At 40.0% G+C, this 23,274-nt stretch carries 23 protein-coding genes; 6 read left to right on the top strand and 17 right to left on the bottom strand.

The features are described from left to right. Nucleotides 1-132 precede the first annotated feature (132 nt). From ACTHN6_RS12755 to ACTHN6_RS12770, 4 genes are all read left to right on the top strand, one after another. Nucleotides 133-2,745 (top strand): TonB-dependent receptor domain-containing protein, encoded by a 2,613-nt coding sequence (locus ACTHN6_RS12755; protein WP_440436151.1) that lies wholly within the window; start codon nt 133-135, stop codon nt 2,743-2,745. A gap of 119 nt (nt 2,746-2,864) precedes the next feature. Beyond that, nucleotides 2,865-3,833: an ARPP-1 family domain-containing protein gene (locus tag ACTHN6_RS12760; RefSeq protein WP_440436152.1), complete on the top strand. Its 969-nt coding sequence runs from the start codon at nt 2,865-2,867 to the stop codon at nt 3,831-3,833. Nucleotides 3,834-3,887: 54 nt separating this feature from the next. Further along, the gene (locus ACTHN6_RS12765; RefSeq protein ID WP_440436153.1) at nt 3,888-4,595 is read left to right on the top strand and encodes a peptidoglycan DD-metalloendopeptidase family protein; all 708 of its coding nucleotides are present in this window, start codon (nt 3,888-3,890) and stop codon (nt 4,593-4,595) included. A gap of 162 nt (nt 4,596-4,757) precedes the next feature. Then, nucleotides 4,758-4,931: a hypothetical protein gene (locus ACTHN6_RS12770; protein ID WP_440436154.1), complete on the top strand. Its 174-nt coding sequence runs from the start codon at nt 4,758-4,760 to the stop codon at nt 4,929-4,931. Nucleotides 4,932-4,972: 41 nt separating this feature from the next. Here ACTHN6_RS12770 and ACTHN6_RS12775 read toward each other — a convergent pair whose 3' ends face one another. The 12 genes from ACTHN6_RS12775 to ACTHN6_RS12830 all read right to left on the bottom strand — a co-directional run bounded on the left by ACTHN6_RS12775 (nt 4,973) and on the right by ACTHN6_RS12830 (nt 16,105). After that, a complete protein-coding gene (locus ACTHN6_RS12775) occupies nt 4,973-6,268 on the bottom strand; it encodes a hypothetical protein (RefSeq protein WP_440436155.1) in 1,296 nt (431 codons plus the stop codon). Beyond that, nucleotides 6,265-6,807, bottom strand: coding sequence for an RNA polymerase sigma factor (locus ACTHN6_RS12780; protein WP_440436156.1), 543 nt, complete (start codon nt 6,805-6,807; stop codon nt 6,265-6,267). Before ACTHN6_RS12780 ends, ACTHN6_RS12775 begins: the two co-directional genes overlap by 4 nt. A 185-nt stretch (nt 6,808-6,992) precedes the next feature. Then, nucleotides 6,993-7,286: a hypothetical protein gene (locus tag ACTHN6_RS12785; protein ID WP_440436157.1), complete on the bottom strand. Its 294-nt coding sequence runs from the start codon at nt 7,284-7,286 to the stop codon at nt 6,993-6,995. A gap of 3 nt (nt 7,287-7,289) precedes the next feature. Continuing rightward, entirely contained in the window at nt 7,290-7,571 is a 282-nt protein-coding gene (locus ACTHN6_RS12790) for a hypothetical protein (RefSeq protein ID WP_440436158.1), read from the bottom strand. A gap of 4 nt (nt 7,572-7,575) precedes the next feature. Then, nucleotides 7,576-8,988 (bottom strand): radical SAM protein, encoded by a 1,413-nt coding sequence (locus tag ACTHN6_RS12795; RefSeq protein ID WP_440436159.1) that lies wholly within the window; start codon nt 8,986-8,988, stop codon nt 7,576-7,578. Between the two features lie 152 nt (nt 8,989-9,140). Next, complete coding sequence (locus ACTHN6_RS12800) at nt 9,141-9,890, bottom strand: prolipoprotein diacylglyceryl transferase (protein WP_440436256.1); 750 nt, start codon at nt 9,888-9,890, stop codon at nt 9,141-9,143. Nucleotides 9,891-9,908: 18 nt separating this feature from the next. Next, a complete protein-coding gene (locus tag ACTHN6_RS12805; RefSeq protein WP_440436160.1) occupies nt 9,909-10,928 on the bottom strand; it encodes an aldo/keto reductase in 1,020 nt (339 codons plus the stop codon). Nucleotides 10,929-11,142: 214 nt separating this feature from the next. Beyond that, a complete protein-coding gene (locus ACTHN6_RS12810; protein WP_440436161.1) occupies nt 11,143-11,529 on the bottom strand; it encodes a hypothetical protein in 387 nt (128 codons plus the stop codon). A 49-nt stretch (nt 11,530-11,578) separates the two neighbouring features. Next, complete coding sequence (locus tag ACTHN6_RS12815; RefSeq protein WP_440436162.1) at nt 11,579-12,694, bottom strand: glycosyltransferase family 4 protein; 1,116 nt, start codon at nt 12,692-12,694, stop codon at nt 11,579-11,581. Between the two features lie 69 nt (nt 12,695-12,763). Next, nucleotides 12,764-13,111, bottom strand: a complete 348-nt coding sequence (locus tag ACTHN6_RS12820) for a hypothetical protein (RefSeq protein WP_440436163.1) — start codon at nt 13,109-13,111, stop codon at nt 12,764-12,766. A 73-nt stretch (nt 13,112-13,184) separates the two neighbouring features. Beyond that, complete coding sequence (locus ACTHN6_RS12825; protein WP_440436164.1) at nt 13,185-15,650, bottom strand: penicillin acylase family protein; 2,466 nt, start codon at nt 15,648-15,650, stop codon at nt 13,185-13,187. Nucleotides 15,651-15,691: 41 nt separating this feature from the next. Further along, a complete protein-coding gene (locus tag ACTHN6_RS12830; RefSeq protein ID WP_440436165.1) occupies nt 15,692-16,105 on the bottom strand; it encodes an OsmC family protein in 414 nt (137 codons plus the stop codon). A gap of 78 nt (nt 16,106-16,183) precedes the next feature. Here ACTHN6_RS12830 and ACTHN6_RS12835 point away from each other — a divergent pair, with 78 nt between their 5' ends. Both ACTHN6_RS12835 and ACTHN6_RS12840 read left to right on the top strand, forming a co-directional pair. Beyond that, nucleotides 16,184-16,513, top strand: a complete 330-nt coding sequence (locus tag ACTHN6_RS12835) for a tRNA-binding protein (RefSeq protein WP_440436166.1) — start codon at nt 16,184-16,186, stop codon at nt 16,511-16,513. Between the two features lie 59 nt (nt 16,514-16,572). Then, nucleotides 16,573-17,073 carry a methylated-DNA--[protein]-cysteine S-methyltransferase gene (locus ACTHN6_RS12840; protein WP_440436167.1) on the top strand — a complete coding sequence of 167 codons (501 nt, stop codon included), beginning with the start codon at nt 16,573-16,575 and terminating at the stop codon, nt 17,071-17,073. Nucleotides 17,074-17,136: 63 nt separating this feature from the next. Here ACTHN6_RS12840 and ACTHN6_RS12845 read toward each other — a convergent pair whose 3' ends face one another. The 5 genes from ACTHN6_RS12845 to ypfJ all read right to left on the bottom strand — a co-directional run bounded on the left by ACTHN6_RS12845 (nt 17,137) and on the right by ypfJ (nt 23,217). Then, the gene (locus ACTHN6_RS12845) at nt 17,137-18,270 is read right to left on the bottom strand and encodes a lactonase family protein (protein ID WP_440436168.1); all 1,134 of its coding nucleotides are present in this window, start codon (nt 18,268-18,270) and stop codon (nt 17,137-17,139) included. 139 nt (nt 18,271-18,409) lie between these two features. Further along, the gene (locus ACTHN6_RS12850; RefSeq protein ID WP_440436169.1) at nt 18,410-19,417 is read right to left on the bottom strand and encodes a T9SS type A sorting domain-containing protein; all 1,008 of its coding nucleotides are present in this window, start codon (nt 19,415-19,417) and stop codon (nt 18,410-18,412) included. A gap of 22 nt (nt 19,418-19,439) precedes the next feature. Continuing rightward, nucleotides 19,440-20,546, bottom strand: coding sequence for a hypothetical protein (locus ACTHN6_RS12855; protein WP_440436170.1), 1,107 nt, complete (start codon nt 20,544-20,546; stop codon nt 19,440-19,442). 258 nt (nt 20,547-20,804) lie between these two features. Then, nucleotides 20,805-22,181 (bottom strand): Mur ligase family protein, encoded by a 1,377-nt coding sequence (locus ACTHN6_RS12860; protein ID WP_440436171.1) that lies wholly within the window; start codon nt 22,179-22,181, stop codon nt 20,805-20,807. 196 nt (nt 22,182-22,377) lie between these two features. Continuing rightward, entirely contained in the window at nt 22,378-23,217 is an 840-nt protein-coding gene (ypfJ, locus tag ACTHN6_RS12865) for a KPN_02809 family neutral zinc metallopeptidase (protein WP_440436172.1), read from the bottom strand. Nucleotides 23,218-23,274: the final 57 nt, after the last annotated feature.

Consider the following 23,274-nt stretch of genomic DNA (forward strand, 5'->3'; position numbering starts at 1 on the left):
GAAAATCAATCATAAAACAACCGCAAAATTTCATTAGCCTTTTGTCGCATTATTTCATCCGCTTGTCTCATTTGGCTTATAATCGTCCGCGCTGTAAATAATTTTGCCATTCAAATTACAAGTACAGAATTTATGAAAAAAGTATTAATGGCGGCGGTATTGCTGATTACAACTTCAGGCATATTTGCCCAGTTTCCCGCAGGTGGTGGAAAGGGCCGCCAGGTGCCAAGCATTGGTCATATTTATGGTAAAGTGCTTGACAGTATTGGTAAGCCGCTATCTGAAGCAACCATAATCCTGCTGCAAAACCAGTATGACAGCGCCACAAAAAAATCAAAACAAGTGTTATTTAAGGGCGCTACAACAGAACCCAATGGTGAGTTTAGTTTCGGCGACCTGCCTTTATTCGGGATTACTTTAAGAATTTCCGCTGTGGGTTATAAAATGCATGAAGAAAAAATAAGCTTTCAAATGAAAGCCGGTGGTGGAAATGCGCCTTCACAGCAAGGCTCGCCAATGGGCGGCGGCGGTATGCTGAGCGCACTGGATAAAGATCTCGGCAACATAAAACTTATGCCCGATGAAACCAATACCTTACAAACCGTTACCGTTACCGGTACTTCCGGCGCGCTTAAAATGGATATTGATAAGAAAACATTTAATGTAGATAAAAATATAGTAAGCGCAGGCGGAACCGCTGTAGATATAATGAAAAATGTGCCCTCCTTGCAAGTGGATATTGACGGTAATGTTAAGCTGCGCAATGCAACGCCGCAGTTATATATTGATGGCAGGCCTACAACGCTTTCATTAGACCAGATTCCCGCAGATGCCATTCAAAGCGTGGAGGTAATTACAAACCCTTCTGCTAAATATGATGCGAGTGGCGGCAATGCAGGCATTTTAAATATTGTTTTAAAGAAAAATAAGAAAACCGGTTATAATGGTAACATTATGGCCGGCGTTGACAGTCGTGGCGGATATAATGCCGGTGGTAACTTCAGCGTAAGACAGGGTAAAGTAAATTTTACAGCGGCTGCAATGCTAAACAACCGCAGAAGCCTTACCAAGGGCACAACCGATCAGCTTTATTCTTATGATACTTTAAACCTGAAAAATGTGCATAGCTTTCAAAATACGGAAAGCAAAAACAACGGCGGCTTTATGTTTGGAAGAATAGGCCTTGATTATTTTGTAACCAATAGAACCACCCTGTCTATATCCGGAACAAAAGTGCATGGCGAGTTTAAACCCACCTCCATAAGCGACATTGCTACCGATAGTATTTACAATGACCACACAGTAAACCTGACGGGCAACCGGTTATCTACTAACAACAGGACCTTTAACGGAACGGGTATTCAGGGTGGAGTGGTGCACAACTTCACCAAAGACGGGCACCAGCTTACGGCCGATCTGAACTACTTTGGCGGAAAAAATGATGGTGTACAGTATATAACAAGCAATACTTTTACGGGCGGTTCCAATGGCATCAGCAATCAGCGCCAGGTATCAGATGGCAAAAACAGCTTTTTTACTATTCAAACAGATTATACCAATCCAATTACAAAAAATATAAAACTTGAAGCTGGCTTAAGAGCACAGATTAATAAAGTTGACAACAATAATCAGTTATATTATGTAAACGGTTCCGAAAGTGTTAAGGTGCCATTATCAGGAATAGAATATAACAATACCAATAATGTTTATGCGGCTTATGCTACTATAACAAGTTCCATTAAAAAATTTGGCTACCAGGTAGGCCTGCGTGCAGAAAGAAGCAATTATAAAGGCATATTGAATGATACGGGACGTTTTACCAATGATTATCCCATTAGCCTGTTTCCATCTGTTTTCTTAAGTTATAAATTAGAAAACCGGCAGGAGCTGCAGGCAAATTTTTCACGGCGTATAAACAGGCCCAGCTTCTTCCAGCTAATTCCTTATACTGACAGGAGCGACAGTTTATATATAACGCGTGGTAATCCTGACCTGCGCCCTGAATTCACCAATTCATTTGAATTTTCTTACAGTAAAACGTATGGCAAGAACAATATGTTTCTTACATCATTATATTATAAATACACAAACGATCTTATAACCGGAAATCAGAAATCTGAATTCAATCCCACACTGAACAGGGAAGAATGGATTTATACATACGAAAACGCAAATTCTGCTTATTCTTATGGTGCTGAATTTACCTCTGTAAATTATGTAACAAAGTGGTGGGATTTTAATTTGAACGTTAACCTTTATAAGTCAAAAATCAATTCAGATAATATAAATGGATTTTCACAGGATGCTTTGCTTAGCTGGTTTGGCAAATGGAATAACAATATTAAATTGCCTGCCAACTTCACCGTTCAGTTGTCGGCCAATTACCAGAGCAAAACAAACCTGCCGGTTAACCAGGGCCGCCAGATGTTTGGCCCGCCGCAGTCTGCACAATCAGCTTCGCAGGGTTATATTAAACCTTTCTGGCGCACAGATATTGCTATCAAAAAAACGTTTTTCAAAAACCAGGCGGCGGCTGTTACACTTAGTGTAAACGATATTTTCAGAACAAGCGCCAGCAGGCAGATTTCTTTTGCGGATAACTTCTACCAGGATTATTACAGGTTAAACAATCCGCAACTGGTACGCATAAACTTCTCTTACCGTTTTGGCAAGATGGATGTTTCATTGTTCAAACGCCAGAACAAGAACCAGAGCACTATAGATCAATCGCAAATAGGCATGTAATATCAATGTATAAATAAACATATAAAAGCCCCGCAGTTGTTGCGGGGCTTTTGTTTTACTGCTTATCCATCTTCAGGTATAAATAATTCTTATAACTTGTGACCATAAGATTGCAGTGCATGCTTAAACTTCTGCTTAATTTTAAATGGTATTGTTTGGTGACGGTTATTTTTTTCTGTCATGCACAAAGCTTTGCCCAGCTTACCTACAACGAATTAAGCGTTCAATACGACAGCCCGTGGACATATAAAAAATTGCAGCTCATTCCCATCCGTTTTAAAAATATTGGTGGCGACACTGGTTATGCCAATAAGCAAATGTTTAATGGAAAAATAACCAGTTTTGATGATGCCATGCGCAGGCGCAAAATAATCGTGAAGGAAATGAGCGAGGGCGGGGCAGACGTATCAACGCTGATGATTAAAAACCGGTCGAACGAAAATATAATGCTCATGAGTGGCGAAATGGTAGAGGGCGGCAAGCAGGACCGTGCTTTTGGAGAAACAGCGATCATTCCAAAGGGCAGGCGGAAAAACTATGTGCAGGTTTTTTGTGTTGAAAAAGGAAGATGGGATAATAAGGCAAAATCTTTCAGGCATGCAGGCACCGCAGATGCCGGCGTGCGCAAACAGATTGATGTTTCCAAACGGCAAAGCAAAGTGTGGAAACAGATTGACAGTGAACTCTCAGAAAAGAATAAAAAGAATCAAACATCAGCTTACCTGAAAGCGTATAACGACAGCACTTATTTTGATACATCGTACCTGCATTATTTTATTGAAAAAATGAAAAGCAGCGACAGCGCTTATGCAGGTTTTATTGCTATTACAGGCAACCGTATTATAAGAGCGGATATTTTTGGCGGCACCGATCTCTGCCTTGCTGCTTACATTGAAAATATAAAAAGTTATGTGCACACATTGAAACCGGCGGATGGCATTCCATCAAAATCTAAAGAGGCTATAAAAGGTTTTACGGATAAATTCCTTAAAGATAAAACCACGCAAAAACAATACCTCGTCAAAAATGGCCGCATTTATTATAATGATGGTGTAATAATTCAATTGGTTGCGTATGATGACGAGTAGCTTCTTTATGAAATCTGCCGACGATACTAACGCCCTGCTTTGTAATTTTAACGCATGCTCAATAATCCAAGGTTCACTTCGGTCTTAAAAAAATACCAGGATACATTCCACGCGGTGGTGCCATTCAATGCGGCAAAAGATAAATTATTGCTGATGAACTTCACCGCAACCAATGCCGATTTAAATGACAAAGAGCTGGAAGATGCCGGCAAGTTTTCCGCGTATATAGATAGAAAAATAAAAGATGCAGGTGCTGTTTATGGCATTGGCGGCTATACAGAATACCGTTCTATTTATAACCGCAGCGACGTATTTGATGTGCCTGGCGCCGAGCCGCGGCGCCTGCATCTGGGCATAGATATCTGGGGCGATGCAGGCACACCGGTTTTTGCCTTCATGGGCGGCATGATCCATAGCCTGGCTTTCAACAACCGCTTTGGTGATTATGGCGCTACATTAATTTTATTGCATCAGCTAGATGGCATTGCATTTTATAGTTTGTACGGCCATATTTCATTAAACGATATCAATAACCGCCGCGCCGGTGAGTATATTACAAGGGGCGAAAGATTTGCGCAGTTTGGCAAGCCTGAAGAAAACGGTAACTGGCCGCCGCATTTACACTTTCAGCTTATTTACGATATGGAAATGCAGAAAGGCGATTATCCCGGTGTTTGCGCTTATGGAGAAAAAGATAAATACCTCAGGAACTGTCCCGACCCTGATTTGGTTTTAAATATGATGCAATATGCAAAGGATTAATTTTTCCTGGCAATAGTTTTTATTACAGATAGCTGAGATCAAACGGCGGAAGAACAGACCTGTGGGCATCTATGCAATCTGTGAACAACAAAATATTTTCAGGCCACTCAATAAAGTTTAATTGATTTATTATTTTTGAGCCGAATCATCAAACAAAAAAATATGTCTGGACATACTTCTCCAAACGATCCCAGGAAATTTACCGTAGTGCTGTTTACAGGTATTGTTGTTGCATTTGTATTTACTATGCTGATGATGCTGTGGCAAGGTGATTTTGAACATGATGATCACGGCGAAAGGCATTATAACACAACCGTTGTGGAACCGGGTTATTAAAAATCCGTTAAACAAATAGTTTCCCGCTTAAAATAATGCGGCTAAGGTATTCTTCTTACCAGGCCTGCATTAATGCCGGTGCTTGATATAGAAAGCTTGCCGGTGCCTAACCCGTTGAGTGAAGTTTTATAATAAGGCTCTATGCGAAGACTTGTCTTTTTTCCTGTTTTAAGTTCGTAGCCCGCACTCAGGTTTAAAACAGAAAACCAGTTTTGCGGTGCATGATAATAAGCGCGGCTGCCCTGGTGTTCTTCACCATCGCGCAAATAATCGTAATTATAGAATTCTTTGTTCATTAAATAAGAAGAAACACCGGCTGTTGCAAACCATACATGATTCTTCTTTTCAATGAAGTTATATTTAAAATTCACGGGAATTTCAAACATGGTGCAGTAACCATCTACCGTTAAAATCTTTGCATTCTGAAAATACGCAATTTTCGATTTATCAAAATATTTGCCACTGGTATAATAGTTCTTTTTATCAATATAAAAGCCTGTTTCAATACTTAGTTTATTAAACTTATAACCCGCCAATAAACCCACATTGTACCCCAATGGCCGTGCGCTTTGATATTTTATAAAGCTTAAATCAGTTCCGGCAGCTAGCCCTGCATAGAAATAATGATTATTACCCTTAGGATTTTTAATTATTTTTTTTGAAGTATTGCCTCTATTAATCTGCGTATTATCCGTTTCTGTTTTTGTTTTGGATAAACCGGGAAGATTGTTTTGTGTAATAACCTGTTGTTCGCTCTTGTTCGAATTAAGCGTGTCATTATTAACACCGCTGTTATTTGCCGTTGGCAAGCCCGCCCGGTTTTCTTTGGATTTGTTTATAAATGATTGATTGATGGCAGGTTCATCTTTAACCGCTGAAGGATGGAGAGCTGTTATATTATTCTTTGCCGTTTGCCTATTGTTTTGCGTTTTGACAATCTTATTGTGCTGGTTGTTGTTGTTTTCATTGCTGTTTGCAATAATATCCTCCTTACGATTATTAACTGGCCCTGTTTCCGTTTGTTCCTTATTTACTGTCGCAGATTGCTGGCTGTTAACTGTTTCCTGTTTTACCTGCGCTTGATTTTTGACGGTTTCATCATGTGGCACAGCTTTAAATTTATTGTATTCATTACTTGCTATCCAGCCTAACGGGATAAGCAGTAACCACCAAAAGGCAAAGCGGCGCCGGCGCTTTTTTTCTGCAACAGGCGGCAATGGCGGTTCAGTTGTATGCACGGCATTATATACAGCATTCCAGTCGGCAGCCTTGCCGGCATCAATGTCGTAATTCTCTGCAGCTTTACGCATCATTTCATCCATATCGTCTTCCTTCATGTAAAGCATAATACATTGCCTTTGTCATCTTTTACTAAATATTTTTGAAGAAAAGCCCTTGCCTTTGAAAGGTTTGATTTTGATGTGCCCACGGAAATACCAAGCATGTTAGCTATTTCCTGGTGGGTATATCCATCAATTACATAAAGATTAAAAACAACTTTATAAGCCGGGCTCAGTTTTCTTACCAGTTCCACCAGTTCTTTATACACCAGCTTATTCTCGCCGCTGTTATTCACTGTTAAATATTCCCCGTTTTCATTATGTGGTCTGCCATTCGCCGCCACGAGGTTTTCCCTGCCCATAAAATCAATAGATGCATTTATTACTATCCGCTTTATCCATGCAAGCAGCATTGTTTCCACATGATTATGATCGCGTATCTCGAACTTTTGAAGGTTCTTAAAAATCTTTACAAAAGCATCATTGGCGGCAAGTGCGGCGTTATCAAAAGAATGCACATAACGATAGGAAATGCGCAGTGCATACGGAAGATATTTTTCATAAAACAGCTTCTGGCACTTTGCATCGTTTTCCATGCAGCCTTTCATTATGTATAAAAGATCATTCAATCAGTGCAAATATTTTGATATGCTTTATTTAACGGCCGCCTTTGCAAAACAGTTGCTTTTATATTAAAAAATTGTTTGACTTATTTTTTTGGGTAGCCGGCAGCAGCACTTTATGGCATCGTTCCTTGTGTCACTCCCTTGTACTGCATATTTTATGGCAGCACCAATTTCAGCGCAAGGTTTTTCCACTCTTCCTCCAGGCTTGCAGCAGGCCGTTGTTCATTGGCGCGCCTGTACCAGTAATCTGCATTCCAAATATCTCCTTCTTTGCGGTGCAGGTAAGCATGCACCCGGCACGAATTTTTATCATCCAATGCATCTATTAATGAATGCGCCTTATCCCAGTTGCCTTTAGCGTCCCACCACAAAGCCTGAACATATAATGGCAGGTTTGAGGCAGGCGCTTCATCGTTTTCAATAGTTAATATAAATTCATCGTAGGTCATAAATCAGTGAAAATTAATATTGGAAAAACCAATGCTGCATGATATACCACTTAGCAATAACAGTATGCCTGCACTGTTTAAAAGCCCTTTGCCCCAGGCTTTTGATCCCAGCAATATAATTAAGATACCCAAAACCAAATCTATTAATCCGCCTGTCAGGCAAGCCAGCCCTAATATCAAACCAAAACCATCCCGGTAATTAACTGCTCCGCAAATAATACCGATAAGCACAACAATACCGCAATTGATGGCTGTAATTTTATAAGCAAGTTTCCAGTTGTTCATATATCTATAGTTTATGGAGCAATGGATTACGTTCATTTTGTAATTGCGTTATATACATTTCCTTTTCATCCCTGTAAAACATATTCATGGTTTCAAATGGAATAATGCGGCCATCTTTATTTACAATATGCACACAACTTTTTTTAATAGCCCGCACATCAAAATCGTACGCATCAATAAAGCGCATAATAATGATGCGGAACAGGTTCTCATAACTTAAACCCGGCGCATGAATTTGTGGTAAACAACAAAGCAGCTCTTTAAAATTATTTTCCACGCGGTCAACCGAAATGCCTGTGCTGAAAATTTTAAGCATGTGCGCATGCAGTTGCTCATCCTGCTCATACACAATTGTGTTGCGGCTGTTATTTAAAAGATGCGCGGGGTTCACATAACGTGTCATTGGAAAAACCTGACCTGCAAGCTTTAATGCGTAACCCATTACCAAAGCGTCGGGGTTGCAAGGAACAGGAATAAGATCATTTGGCTGAAACACATTTGTTTGTTCCAATATTTTTTGCCGTACATCCGTCATGGTTATCCTGTCTGTTGAAGGATTAAAATGTTCCACCCTTCCTGCAATTTGCGTAGGCTGAAATGTTACGCCCCTTACACACGGCTGTTTTAAAGCAAAGTCAATTATTTCCCCAATCTCATCATCATTTACGCCTTTTTGCAATGTAACGACAAGCGTGGTGGAAAGATTAAATTCATTCAAATGTTCCAGGGCTTTCTTTCGCACATCCGTTAAATCTTTACCACGCAGTTGCAGCAATGCTTCCGGCCTGAAAGAATCAAACTGCAGGTAAATTTCAAAGTCGGGCATATACGAGGCAAGCTGCCTTGCAAACGCTTTATCTTTTGCTATGCGGATACCATTTGTATTTACCATCAAATGGCGGATAGGTTTGCTTTTTGCAATATCCAGTATCTCAAAAAAATCAAGATGCACCGTTGGCTCGCCACCGCTTATCTGTACCACATCCGGCGTGCCTTCATTGGCAACAATTAAATCCAGCATTTTCTCAACTTCTTCAATCGTTCTGTGCCTTCCATAATGTGGGGAACTCATGGCATAACAGGTGGGGCAGGTAAGATTGCAACGGTCAGTAATTTCAACAACCGTTAAGCAACTGTGTTGTTCGTGATCAGCACATAAGCCGCAGTCGTAAGGACAGCCATATAAGGTTTTTGTATTGAAATGTAAAGGCATCTCGCTGGGCTTATTGTAGTTGCGGATATTTTTATAATATTCAACATCGGTTGCCATCAACACTTTCTGAAATCCATGTTCCGGGCAATTCTTCAGCATGAAAACATTATTGCTTTCAAACACAATTTTTGCGTCAATCCTTCTTAAACAAACCGGGCAAAGGCTTATTGTAAAATCATAGTAGGTATATGGCCGCTCAGGCATAAAAGGTATATGTATTATAAAGATAAATGTTCTGTTTATTGTTTGTAAAAAGAAACGGGTTATTAAAAATTGGCTGAGCGAAGCCGAAGACAATTGCTGTTGAGCGAAGTCGAAACAATTTTATAATAACATCCCGGCATAAGGCAGGTTGTTTAATGCTGCAATAATTTTTGCGGATGAATAATATACCTGTAATAATATATTAAGCCAAGCAGCCCCGTTATTTGTATGGTGGAAAGGCCGATGCTGAAAGTATAATGCGGTTTTATAAAATCAAGGATACAGCGGAAGAAACAATAAGCGATCATAAATATTTTAAACCGCGCCCCGTTTTGCAGCGTATAATTTTTTTCAATTTGAACGAGTGCCATCCATAGCAATATCAAAAAAATAATTTCATATAAAGCCACGGGATGCCGGTAATAACTATCGCCCAAATGCATACCCCACGGAAGGTTTGTTGGCAATCCGTATGTTTCTTCATAAATACCCATGCTAAAACAGCCAATGCGCCCAATGATCAAAGCCAGTATAACGGGATAAGTAAATAAGTCGCCGGAAGCTGTTTCTTCATGTATGATCTTTTTTACCAGCTCAACGCCAATAAGACCGCCCAATAAACCGCCCAGGATTGTTTTGTTTGAATAGAAATAAAACAAAAAATTTCCGGCCTGTACTAATGCTGCGGGGTTTTCCAAACCACCAATTAACCTGCTGCCAATAAAAGCGCCCAGTGTTGCACCAATTATAATGGATAAACGGTTAGGCGCTTCAATTATATCGCCCCGTTTTCTTTTTAAAAACAAGTAGTACCGAAAGCCAACAAACAAACCTGCAAATTCAGTAATGGTATGCAGCAAAATATTACTGTTGCCGATTGTTATGGTTACAGGAAATTGCAGTTATGTTATTTTAATAGTTCAGCGCTTTTCAATCCTATCATAAAAGCCTCCATAATTATTCATTATTACGTTCTCTTCTTTAAAAAACTTCATCGGGAAGCCCAGGTCAATGGCGCTTACTTCATCAAGATGCTGCATATCTTCTTCAGGGATGGTAATATCAACCGTTTTTAAATTCTGTTCAAGCTGTGAAAGCTTTGTTGCGCCAACAATGGGAATAACGGACAGTGGTTGCTGCATTGTCCATTTTAAAGCCACATGTGATGGTTCAACGCCTAACTTTTCTGCTATATCTATTACTTCTTTTGTAACCCGCTGGCTGTTTTCATTTAACCTGTTGCTGCCTTCTTTTATTCTTCCAAAATCACCGCGCAAATATTTGCCGGTTAATGCGCCGCCGGCCAGGGGAGCCCAGGGCGTTACCGTCATACCGAAATGTTTTGCCATGGGCAGCAATTCACGTTCCGGTGTGCGCTGCAATAAGCTGTATTCAACCTGCAATGCAATAAACTGGCTCCAGCCCATTAATTCTGCCATAGTATTACCCTTAGCCACTATCCATGCAGGCGTATCGCTTATAGCTGCATAATTAACCTTGCCCTGCCTTATAAGATCATCCAGGCCGCGTAATACTTCATCAACGGGCGTGAGATCGTCCCATATATGCAGATACAAAACATCAATAAAATCTGTCTGTAACCGTTGCAGGCTTGCTTCCACACTGCGCATCATATTCTTGCGGTTATTGCCGCTGGCATTGGGATTGGTTTTGTTATCATGCAAAGAATACTTTGTGGCAATCACAAAATAGTCGCGGTCGCGGGCATTTATAAATTCACCGATTATTTTCTCGCTGGTACCAAACTTGTAAATATTTGCTGTATCTAAAAAATTACCGCCTGCTTCTGCATATTTTTCCATTATGGCAAAGCTGGCTTCTTTGTCTGCACCCCAGCCGTTTTCTGTTCCAAAGCCCATAGTGCCAAGACATAATTCCGATACTTTTAAACCGCTCCTGCCAAGTAATTTATATTTCATTCGTGCATATTTATTTCTTCAGTCGTTCCATGAAATTTCGCCATGTATGCTGTCTGCTTCAAAAATTATCATGCTGGTTTCATGCACTACAAAAATAATAAAGCATTTACAGGTTTAAACAATTAAACTCTGATGAAAATGCAGAGATATTCTGGTCAACTAAGTAATGAAAGGCCTCATAATAAAAAAAGCCCCGAACGGGGCTTGTAATACTTTAAGATGCGCTTTCTGTGCCTGTATCTTCAGGCGCTGGCGCTTCTGGCGCTGGCTGAACATCGGTAGTTGTTGGTGGTAATTCGGGTTGTTGAGGTTCTGCGGCTTTAGGTGCAGCTTTTTTGGGAGCAGCTTTCTTAGCAACCTTTTTTGGTGCTGCCTTTTTCACAGCCTTTTTAGGAGCAGCTTTCTTAACGGCCTTTTTTGGCGCTGCTTTTTTTACAGCTTTTTTTGGTGCTGCTTTCTTAGCAGCTTTTTTGGGAGCCGCTTTCTTAGCAGCTTTCTTTAGTGCTGCTTTCTTTACAGCTTTTTTATTTGCTTTTGCCATGATGTGAATTTTTCTTTTATAGAAATGGATTGTAAGGTAAAAATGTTTTACAAAAAACAATCCATTAGTAAATAAATTTTTTTGTTTTTATAAAAATTTATTTATGCAGTTATGCATTAAATAAAGATTGAAGCTTTTTTACAATGTTGCGCCATGAGTAATAATCATAATATTGCCGCGGTGTATCTGCATGCATACTTTCATGATTGATTATTCCGGCAACAAAGGCAGGAACATCATTATCGTTTACCACCTTGATTTTCTCCCCGCAAACAGAAAGTTCTATGCCAGCCGCACCGGATACACAGGAAACAACGCTTACACCATAACCCATTGCCTCCACTATTTTTGTTTTAACGCCGCCACCTGTTATAACGGGATTAACGAAAATATCAGCCGCTTTAAAGTATGCATATACATCATCTACAAAACCTGCATACACAATATTTTTATCAGCATAATCTTGAAGGTTATTAAAAGAAGCGGGCAGGTCCCTGCCGCAAATAAGAAAACGGTAATTAAAAGACGGGGTTTTAAGTAATGCCGGGTTTAATTCATTCAATATAAATAACAGCGCGTCAAGATTGGGTTTATAATCCAGTGTCCCATTAAAAAACAGCAGCGTTGCATCAGTTGGAATATTATGCTTTGTATATATGGCCTGTTTTATTTCAGGTTTATCAGCAGGCATTTTATCAATATCAATTCCAAAAGGCACCCATACCGCATTCTCTTTCTTTACCATTCTTTTTGCGATGGCAAATTCTATATCTTCCTTTGTTATGAAGAAAACTTTATCGGCATGGTTATAAACAGCGCTTTCATAAATTTTTAAAAGGCCATGCCACCACTTGCCAATGGTTCTAAAGCGCTCATGTTCTATATTGTGTGTGTGCACAAACCATCTTACACCAAGGCTTCTTTTTAAAACCCATCCCATCCAGGCCATGTAAGGATGTTCGGTAATAACATTCTTAATTCCCTTTTCCTTCATTATTTTTTTTATCCGCGATGCATAAAACGGGTTAATATACCTGCTTCTTTCCTTACTAAAAAGCGGTATCATGTTATAGGTTTCAGCAAGGTTGATATCATTGTCTTCAACTGAAACCACGGTGAGATCGTTCTGCTCACCCAGGTATTTACAAAAAATGGCAATACTTTTTTGCCCGCCCATTTGTGCAGGTAAAATTTTATACGGAACTATGTCGAGTATCTTTGCCACAGGCGTTAATTATAGCCGCAAATAAACTGATAAAAAGTTATGAAAGTTGTTTATGAACGTTCCAAAAAATCATGCCGCAGGCTTGCGTGCAAGACTGCCCGTTAATCCTGCGAAACCTGAAACCAGTCCGCCTGTAAATGCCGTTACAAAAATTAATAACAGGGATGAACCGCCCAATGGCAGCAATGCAGCAATTTTTTGAGAGAGTAAATGGCTGTTGGCGTTATCAATAATCAAGGCCATAACGCCCCACAATAAAAACAAACCGAGAAAAGTGGCTAAAAAAGCAGCAAGCGCTTTTTGATGAATAAGCAAGGCGATTATAAATGAAGTAACGGCAAAACTCCACCATGCGAAATACAATGGCGCTGCATAACCCAGCAATGCCGTAAGCAAAACAACAACTATAAACTTCATATTAATTTTGAATTTTTTAAATCAGAAATCTTCAATCCAAAAGCCCGCAATTCAAATCATTTTTGTTTTGAATCTATTTTTCAAAGACCATCCTGCCAAGATTATCGCTTTTACCGGCAATATCGTTTTTGCTATACAGTTTTATACGATAATACTTACCCGCTGCCCAGGTATCTACAAAATTATCGTAATACCTGCTGCCGGGATTGCCGCTTTGCCCGCCGGGATAAACACCGTAAGCATTAATATCATCCGTTAATTCAACCACCATCCGCCAGCTTGGCCCATGATCTTTTTTGAAAGCGTTTATAATATTCTTACCGCCGCCTACATTCAGATGCGGCCTGCTGAAGGCGGAAATTTTAAGCAAGTGCGTAATGCCGCCATCCTTAAATTTTCCCCAGGCCAATGCATCATCATTTTTAGCTTTTTCCAATATGGGTATAATACGCTTAAATGCAGCCGTAACATCATCTTTCAGCGTTTCTTTTTGAGGCGTATTAATGTCATCTGCAAATAATGCAACAGAATCTTTTAAAATACCTTTTACCAATGTGCCCGGCTCAACCGGTGGCACGGGCAAAGAAGCCTGGTGAAGCTCATCATCATAAATCCTGCTTATGCAACTATCCATCCATAAATCAAAAATAGTAGCGCCTTCAGATGCCGCATCGTTTACTAAATTCCACGATGCCACGGCGGAGAGATATTGCTTTTCTTTATCATCTAACCTGGCGTAAACAATCTGCGACAATAAAAGCGGAACAGCCTTTTCTGCCAGCAGGTTATAATTATTGTTTTGCAGCTTTTCCATATCATCCGTAGTAATGTTTTGCATTGATGATAAGTAACGGTTAATAAGCCAGCCTCTATACAAGGAAAAGTTGCCCGGCGTATAATAAGGATAGGTTTTTACATCATAAGGCGACTGGTTGGCACTGCTTACAAAACCCCTTTCAGGATTATACATTGGCCTTTCCAGGCTATCCGGAATATAATGCTGCCAGGCATAAGTGCTGTCAAGCCCAGGCATAACAAAATCGCCCTGCCTGTACCACAGTGCAGGAAATTTTCCTGCCTGGCGGATGGCAATATCACCAGCCTTATCTGCAAAAACAAAATTCTGTCCCGGGCAGCTAAATGTGGAGATAGCGTCAATATATTCATTATAATTTTTAGCCCTTACCAATTTCAGGATGCAGGCAAGGTCATCGCTTTCTTCATGCGCCTGCCAGTGCACAGCATAATACTTATTTGTATGCAGTTTATCAGGATAATGAGGATCATACATTACCGGCCCCCAAACCGTAATGGCAATATGTTCCGTATCGCTTGGCTTGTTGCGTATCTTAATTATTTCATTACGCAATTCTGCTTTGCGCCAGCCATCATTAAACCAATATTCCTGCATGGTGCTGTCGCGAAACTTTACTTCGTAATAATCTTTTACATCACGTTCTGCATTGGTTAAACCCCAGGCAATATTTTCGTTAAACCCGATAAGTATATTTGGCGCACCCGCCAGCGAAACACCATACGTATTAAACGCCGGCGTAGATATCTGCATTTCATACCAAAGCGAAGGAAGGTTAAGCCCTAAATGCGGATCGTTACATAAAATAGGCCGGCCGCTTTTTGTTTTGCTGCCTGCAACAGCCCAGTTATTACTGCCATTATTTTTATCAGGTTTTATGGCGGGATTTTGCGGTGAAACAACCGTTTTGAAACTAAAATATAAAGAATCAGTTGTGGCCGGCGGCGTTGAAAATTTAATTGAATTTATTTTAGGCAGGGGGCTGGTTATAACAGGCTGCATAGAATCCTGCACATAGGGAAAGAGCGCTTCATACTGCGCTTTGGTAAGAAATGATTTTACATTGGTTCTTTCAAAATCTTCTTCATACCCCGACAGATCGTAAGCCATATATTTTGTAAGCAATGCTGTTTTCAGGTTGGTCCATGGTTCAGGTTTGTAATTAAGCAGTTTATATTCGAGCGGATAATCTTTTTCTTTCAGGGTTTTAATATATTCATTTACCCCTGCCGTATAAGCATCGCAGGCCGCTTTCATCTCCGAATCGTTTTCCATGGCATGCAGGGCTTTTTCTGCACCATATACTATTCCAAGCCTCCTGAAAAATTTATCAATCTTTAAGAAATTGGTGCCATTGGCCGAATCGCCCATTATTTCACTCAATCTTCCGCCTGCTGCATATACCTGGAATTCCATTTGCCACAGCCTGAATTTTGCATGCAGGTAACCCTGCACAAACCAGGCGTCGTTTTCGTTTTCGGCATATACATGCGGCACTAATCTTTCATCGAAAAAAACTTCCGTGGCGCCTTTTAACTGCGGAAAATTAAGATTACCATTAAAGGTTTCATTTGCAGGCTCCGCATTCTGCCAGAAACCCTTTTGCGGCGAAAGAAAAAAACCAAAACGGGGCGTTTTACTGCCACTTAAAGTTTGCTGGTTATCCAAAAAATAAATAAGTACAATCGTTATAATGGCAGCAATAACGCACCCGGTGATCCTCATGCAATGAGATTATTTAATTAATAAAATTAATACAGCTAAAGTTAAGCTTCAAGCGTTGCTTCAGATGAAATCTTCATATTCAATGCTTTGCTGATAGGGCAATTTTCTTCTGCATTTTTTACACACTCATCAAACTTTTCCTTGCTTATACCCGGCACTTTGCCTTTTACAACGAGGTGAGATTCTGTAAGCACACCATTTTCAAAGTTGATATTGGAAGTTGTTTCAAGGCTCTCAGGCGTAAAGCCGGCTTCACCCAAAACAAAACTTAATTTCATGGTAAAGCAGCCGGCGTGGGCCGCCGCAACCAGTTCTTCGGGGTTAGTGCCCGTGCCTTCTTCAAATCTCGATTTATAAGAATACTGTGTATTGCTTAAAATACCGCTTTGTGTAGTTACTGTGCCATTTCCTTCTTTTCCTGAACCGCTCCAAACGGCTGTTGCATGTCTTTTCATAAAGATTATTTTTTTGTTATTAATTTACGAACCAATTTATAGGTACAAATTATAAACAAAATTCACTAATAACAAAATATGATAAGCTGGGATGATTTTGAGAAGATCGATATACGCTGCGGAACGGTTACAGAAGTACATGATTTTCCCAATGCAAGAAAGCCTGCATACCAGTTAACGATTGACTTTGGTGAACTGGGCATTAAAAAATCATCAGCACAAATAACACAGCATTATTCAAAAGAAAATTTAAAGGATAAGCAGGTTGTTGCCATTGTAAATTTCCCTGTAAAACAAATAGCCAATTTCTTCAGTGAGTGCCTGGTGCTGGGTGTGTATGATGAAAACAATGATGTTGTATTACTGCAGCCGGAACAGAATGTAAGGAATGGGATGAAGGTGGGATAGAGAAGCCGTGCGCTACGGGCTGCAGGTTTTGAGCCGTAAATTATGAACCATAAAGCCAAATGGAAGAACTCTACTACACATATTATCAAAGCCCGATTGGCATGATAAAAATTGCAGGCACCGATCATTACATTGCTGAATTATCATTTATTGATAAGCCGGGGCAAATGAAACATGGCGAACCGGGCATAAGCGAGGTGATGCATCAGTGTACAGAACAATTAATAGAGTTTTTTAGCGGCAAGCGTAAAGAGTTTGATATTCCCGTTCACCAGCCCGGCACTTTTTTTCAGCAGAAAGTTTGGGGCGAACTATTGCAGATACCTTATGGCAAAACCATTTCCTATCTTGAATTAAGCCGCCTCATAGGCGATGAAAAAGCCGTACGCGCTGTGGCCGCCACCAATGGGAAAAATAAGATTGGCATCATCATTCCCTGCCATCGTGTAATTGGCAGCGATAAAAGCCTGATTGGTTACGCCGGTGGCGTTTGGAGAAAAAAATGGCTGCTGCAACATGAGTTTAAAATTTCCCACGGCATACAAACACTGTTTGATTAATAAAAAAAGCCGCAGATGCACAAATGCATTTGCGGCTAAATAATTTAAAACTGTTTAATGATCTTAATTCACCGGCGTCATTACCAAACAAACCGGTTTCTGTACATCTATCTTAACATTGGTATCCTGCAGCAAGCCAAAGTTTTTATTGATAACAAATATCTGAACGGTATTATTGTTTTGGCTGGCAACTAATAAAAATCTTCCCGTAGGATCAACCATCATACCACGCGGGTTGGCATTTACAGCCTGCGTACCGTTTTCCAGCAATGTGCCGTCTGTTTGCACTTTATACAAAGCCACATTATTGGCTGCCCCGCGGTTAGAGGTATATAAAAATTTACCGTTTGGTGAAATAGCGATCTCTGCACTACCGCGGTCATTTTTATCGCCTGCTGTTGTAGATGCGATGGTTTGTTTTGGTGTGAACTTGCCATCTGCATAACCATAAACAATAACATTACCGGCAAGCTCATTTATTAAATAAGCTGTTTTCCTATCAGGGCTGAACACCATATGCCTTGGCCCAAAACCATCATCTACAGTAACATAACCGGGATCATTTGCCGGCGTAAGCACGTCTTTTGCATCTGTGCCATTAAAATTATATTGATAAACACGGTCTGTTCCAAGATCAGGAGAGAAAACAAATTTCTGGTCAGGAGAAAAAATAACCTGGTGCGGATGCGGCATTTCCTGGCGGGTAACGTTTACGCCATAGCCTTCGTGGCCCACCAACTGTACATGCGGCTGCAATGAACCATCATCGTTTGTTTTAAACACGGTAATATTTCCACCTGCATAATTAGCAGTAATAACATTCTTGCCTGATGCATCAATGCTCACATAACAAGGTGCATAACCATCTGTCGGCTGCTTGTTTAAAAACGTAAGCTGGCCTGTTTTTTTATCAAATGCAAAGGCGCTCAGTTCGCCGGGTTTATCGCCACCGTTCTCGTTTACTGCATATACAAATTTTCCATCTTTTGTAACACACAACCACGAGGGGTTTTGCACGCCGCTTGTTTTACTTACAAGCGTTGCCTCGCCTTTATTGGGATTGAATTTATACACGTGAATGCCATCGTTTGCGCCACCATCTGTATAAGTGCCAACAAATAAATATTGAATAGGATTTTGAGCATTCAGATTCAGGATAGCGAATGCCGCAATTAATATTAAAAATATTTTTTTCATACAGTAACAATAAATTTTTTAATAGTTGTAAATGTAAAAGAAGATTAGAAAATTGACTTGTTAATTTAAGCATGAAAGTTATCAAAATAAAAGGGTTGCCTTTAATCAAAGGCAACCCTTTTCAACATCAGCATGCATTTTATTGTTTAATAAAAGCAGCAGATTGCGATGTTTCTCCATCAATTATTTTTATAAAATAAGTACCCGCAGCAAGTCTATTTACACTTATCTTATTAGCAAAACCGGGTTTGATTATACCCTGGAATACCTGTTTCCCGGTTTCGGCAAAAATTTGTATTACAACCGATTCTTTTTTAGATTGAAAACTAATATTAATAAAATCCCGTGCAGGATTAGGATATACTTTTAACTGATCATCATCTTCAATAAAAACGTTGGCAGTAGCAGCAGTCTGACCAAGTAGTTTTTGTATGCTGAATGCAGCAATTTTTGTGGTTGACCATTTGCCATTATCATCTTTAACTCTTACAAACAAACTATCAGCGCCGGCAGGTATTTCGCTATACAATATTTTAAATTTAAAAGTACTGTCTTGTGAAATTGTTGCAAAAGTTTTTACTGTTGTTTTACCAAAACCTTTATCATTCTTAAACAGGTATTCCACTGCAATTACATGAACCGTATCTGGTGTTTTAATAACTTCAATACTTTGACTGTTAGTGCTGCTCCACTTACCATAATTATCTTTAAAGCGTGTGTACAATTTGTGATAGCCTGCTGCCAGTGAAGCAGTTGTTGCTATAAAGCTTTTTACGATTGAGGTATCGTTGTTATCCACAGCTACCTGTTTGCCTTTCCCAAAGCCGGGGTCTTTATCAAAAAAATATTCACCGCCCATAATTACAGCCTCCAAATCGGCTGTCAATACCTCTACGTTGCTGCTGTTTATAATGCTCCATTTTCCGTTACTGTCTTTCATGCGTATATACAGCTTATGCATACCCGGCTTTAACGATGTAGTTACAATATTTAAAGCATAACTGCTATCAGGTGCAACAGCAATATTGAGTTTTGTATTCAGTCCAACACCTTTGTCTTTATCAAAAAAGTATTCTGCCTGTTTAAGGTTTTGTGCATTTAAAAGCAAAGCACAGGCCATACAAAACATCGTTAGCAATGTTTTCATAATCGTGTTTTTAGATCGATGATTATTTGATTGTCCTGGCGCTTATAGTTACGGATAAACCTGAAGACTGCGTAGCAACACCGGATGTGGTGAGTTTATATATTACCGGGATATTAGCTAATCCTGAAAGCGTATAACGATTTTGAGCTACAGCGCCGCCAAATGCACCACGGTCTGTTCCGTCTGAACCATTTTTGCTGCCTTGTGAATTAGTCTTAAGCTGGTATTTGCCATCACTTGTTCCCGGAGCAATAAACAATGTTGTCATATCAGCAATAACTTTATTGTTATTGGCAGTTCCGAACTGCGTGGATAAGGTGCCAATATTATAAGTTAGTTTTTCTTTATTGCCACCATTTATATTCACAGAGGCATTGGTTGTTTTCAAAATATTATTGCTAAATTCTGAAGTAGTAAACTGAAGCTGCAGGTTAGGACTTGCATTTACAGGCCCGTCGAAAATATTGTTCTTGCATTGCTTTACAGGCCAGGCATTCCAGTTAAGTGTTTTCTGGCAAATATTATTGTTGAATATAATACCTGTTGGTGCAATAAAACTTGCATAACCATTGGTATAAAAAGCATTGGTTGCAGATATGTTTGAAAAGAAATTTTGAAGGATATATACATCTGTTAATTCTGTAGCGAATTGAATGCCTCTTTCAATTCGGCAACGCTTAACAGTAATACCGTTTGCATTAACGTAAACCTTCCCATCGGAGGCATAACCATTAACCACAATATTTAATCCTATAACGGAAGAACCCTGAACATTTAAAGTTAACTGGCTAACCTTTGCTTCGAGTGCATCGTTTGTAACCTTTGGGTTTTCTGTGAGAAAATAACCGGCGCCTATAATAGCCAGCTTTTTTGTAACAGTTGCGCTTGCATATACGGTAGTTGAGCCTTCAACATAAAGCGTATCGTTGTCCACAACAGCTGCCCAGCCTACAGCCTGGTTTATCTGGTTAAATACCGGATAGGTTGATGTTCCGCCCAAGTTATCACCGTATATACTGGTGCCATTATAATTGGATTTGTTATTTACCCGCCAGATTTTTGCGCTGGCAGTATGAACATTCAGCAACAGGATAGCAGCTGACATAATTAGAAAGTAAATCTTTTTCATGATTTCATAGTTTTTTAATAAGCAAATAGCCGGTTAACCCTGGTTTCTTTATTGGTAAAACAACAAGCGTTTTACATTCGAAACCATATTGTAATACGGTTTTAAGTATAAATTGACGACTTTAAAAAACCTGGAAAAAGCGACAGTTATTATTTGCGGTGGATGGTTTATTATTTGCTGCAAATACAATGAAAGCTGAAATGATGCAGCAAAAAAATATCAGATTATGTAGTTGAAGGAGCACCAAAAAATTAAAACTCAAATATGATCCCATACATAGTAGGCAAACTTTTCCAGTGAAGGATCTCTTGCACCCATGAGCAATACAACGCAATCATTGGTAAGATGCGATTGAACAGCAACCGGAAAATCGTTTCTGTTTTCAATAAAAAAAGCGTTCTTATGCAGCGTCTTTATATCATTAATCAAATCACTGGCCGAAATATCTTTTACCGTTGTGCCGCCAGCATAAAAAATTTCACTCATCCATATTTCGTCCTGCGGGCGCAAAGCTGCAGCCATTTCTCTCACATAATCTTCGCGTAAAAATTTTGTTGGTGTATAGCCATGCGGCTGAAACCAGGCAATCAGTTTTTCAGCAACCGGCTGGCAGGCCTTAATGCTGGCGGCGCATTTAGCAGGGTTATGCGCGTAATCATCCACCAGCCAAATGCCTTTTTTATTACCAATAACCTGGTGGCGGCGATAGATGCCTTCATAATGCTGCAAGGCCTGGGCGCAAACCTTTAAATCAACACCAATAATGTTAGCCGCAGCAATAGCAGCCAATGCATTTTCTGCATTATGCTTTCCGAGCACATGCATCTTGAACGATATGTTTTCAATCTCAAAATTTATTTCAAACCCATGCTGCTGAAAATTTTTTGCAGTATAACCGGCCTCTACTTTTTCATCACCAGAAAAATCGTGCGTTATGTTTTGAGACAGTTCCGCAGCAAGTTTATTGTTGCGGTTAGCAATAAATTTTTCGCTGTTATTTTTAAACTGTGCAAACAGTTTTATCAGCTCAGGATAATCTTTGTGATCTTTATCAACATTCAATAATATCCCGATTGAAGGATGATATTGTACAATGCTGCCATCACTTTCATCGGCTTCTATTATAAGCCATTCGCCATTGCCGGCTTTTGCATTACCTATCTTGCCCTGCTTTATTAAACGCGTTAAACCCGCACCGCTTATAAGGCCGGGTTGCAGGCCTGCATATTCCAGTATTTCAAATAGCATGGCCACTGTTGTGCTCTTGCCGGATGTGCCGCCCACGGCAATTGTTCTCTTGGTTTGTGTAATAAGCGCCAGTAACTCACTACGCTTTATAATGGGTATATTCAAATGCTTTGCTTTCTGCACTTCCGGCACGGTATCTTCTACCGCTGCTGAAATCACAACAAGCTGCACATCGCTGTTTATGCCTTCACCATCCTGAAGAAAACAGCTTATGCCCGCTGCCTCTAATTTGTTTTTTGTTTCATTGAATTTACCCGGCTTAAAATAGCGGTCACTTCCGCTCACATTTTTATTGATGGATTTTAAATATTGGGCAAGCGCACTCATTCCTGTGCCTGCAATGCCTATAAAAAAAACATTCTGGAAATCGTTTATTGAAGTGATCATAACTTATTAAACGGAAGCAATATAGCAAGAAAGCGGATGTATGCTAAACATTGATTTAGCGTTGTTGTTTATCGGTTTATGGCTCACAGGTTACATAGATGCACCCAGCTTTGCTTTTCTTCTGTGTTAATCTGAGCTATCTGTGCGAACTCCATTCCATTCAGAATAAAATAATCGAAGAAAAGTCATAAGAAAATCAATCCAGGTTGGGATCATTAAAAGTGTCGCCCTGGCTTATATCACCCGTTTGATAACCTTTCTTAAACCAATACATTCTCTGTGCTGAAGTGCCGTGTGTAAACGCATCAGGTACAACACGGCCCTGCGAGGCTTTCTGCAGGCGGTCATCCCCTACTGCACTGGCAGCACTTAATGCTTCTTCAATATCGCCGGGGTCAAGGTAGGATTGATTATAGTGCGCCCATACACCCGCGAGAAAATCAGCCTGCAGCTCAAGTTTCACACTCAGTTTATTATATCCCGTTTCGCTTAAATGTTGCCGCATACCATCTACTTTATCGGTAATGCCCAGCATGTGCTGCACATGATGGCCTATTTCATGCGCCAAAACATAGGCCATTGCAAAATCGCCTTTTTCAGCGCCGAATCGATTGGTTAATTCATTAAAAAAAGAAAGATCGATATATACTTTCTGATCAGGCGGGCAATAAAACGGGCCGGTTGCTGCGCTGGCTAATCCGCAACCAGCCTGTGTTTCGCCTGTAAACAAAACAAGTGTAGGCTCTTTATATTGCCTGCCCATCTTATTAAATTGATCAGTCCATACTTCGTTGGCAGAAGTAAGCACTACATCCATGTATTGTTTTAATGTATCGTTGGGATCATCAGGGTCCTGGTAACCGCTCTGGGTTTGCTGGCCCGGATCCTGCTGCGGTATCTGGCTTGGATCGCCACCTAAGAAATAAACGATGGCGGCTATAATTAAACCACCAATGCCGCCAAAAGCCAGGGTGCCGCCTGACATTCCGCGGCGGTCTTCTATATTACCGCCTCCGCGCCGGCCTCTCCATTGCATATTGAAATTTTTTTAATGAAGTTATTTGAAAATTAGTAAAAATTAAAGTGCAGGATT

Source organism: Parafilimonas sp. (genome assembly GCF_051953455.1).
Taxonomy (GTDB): Bacteria; Bacteroidota; Bacteroidia; order Chitinophagales; family Chitinophagaceae; genus Parafilimonas.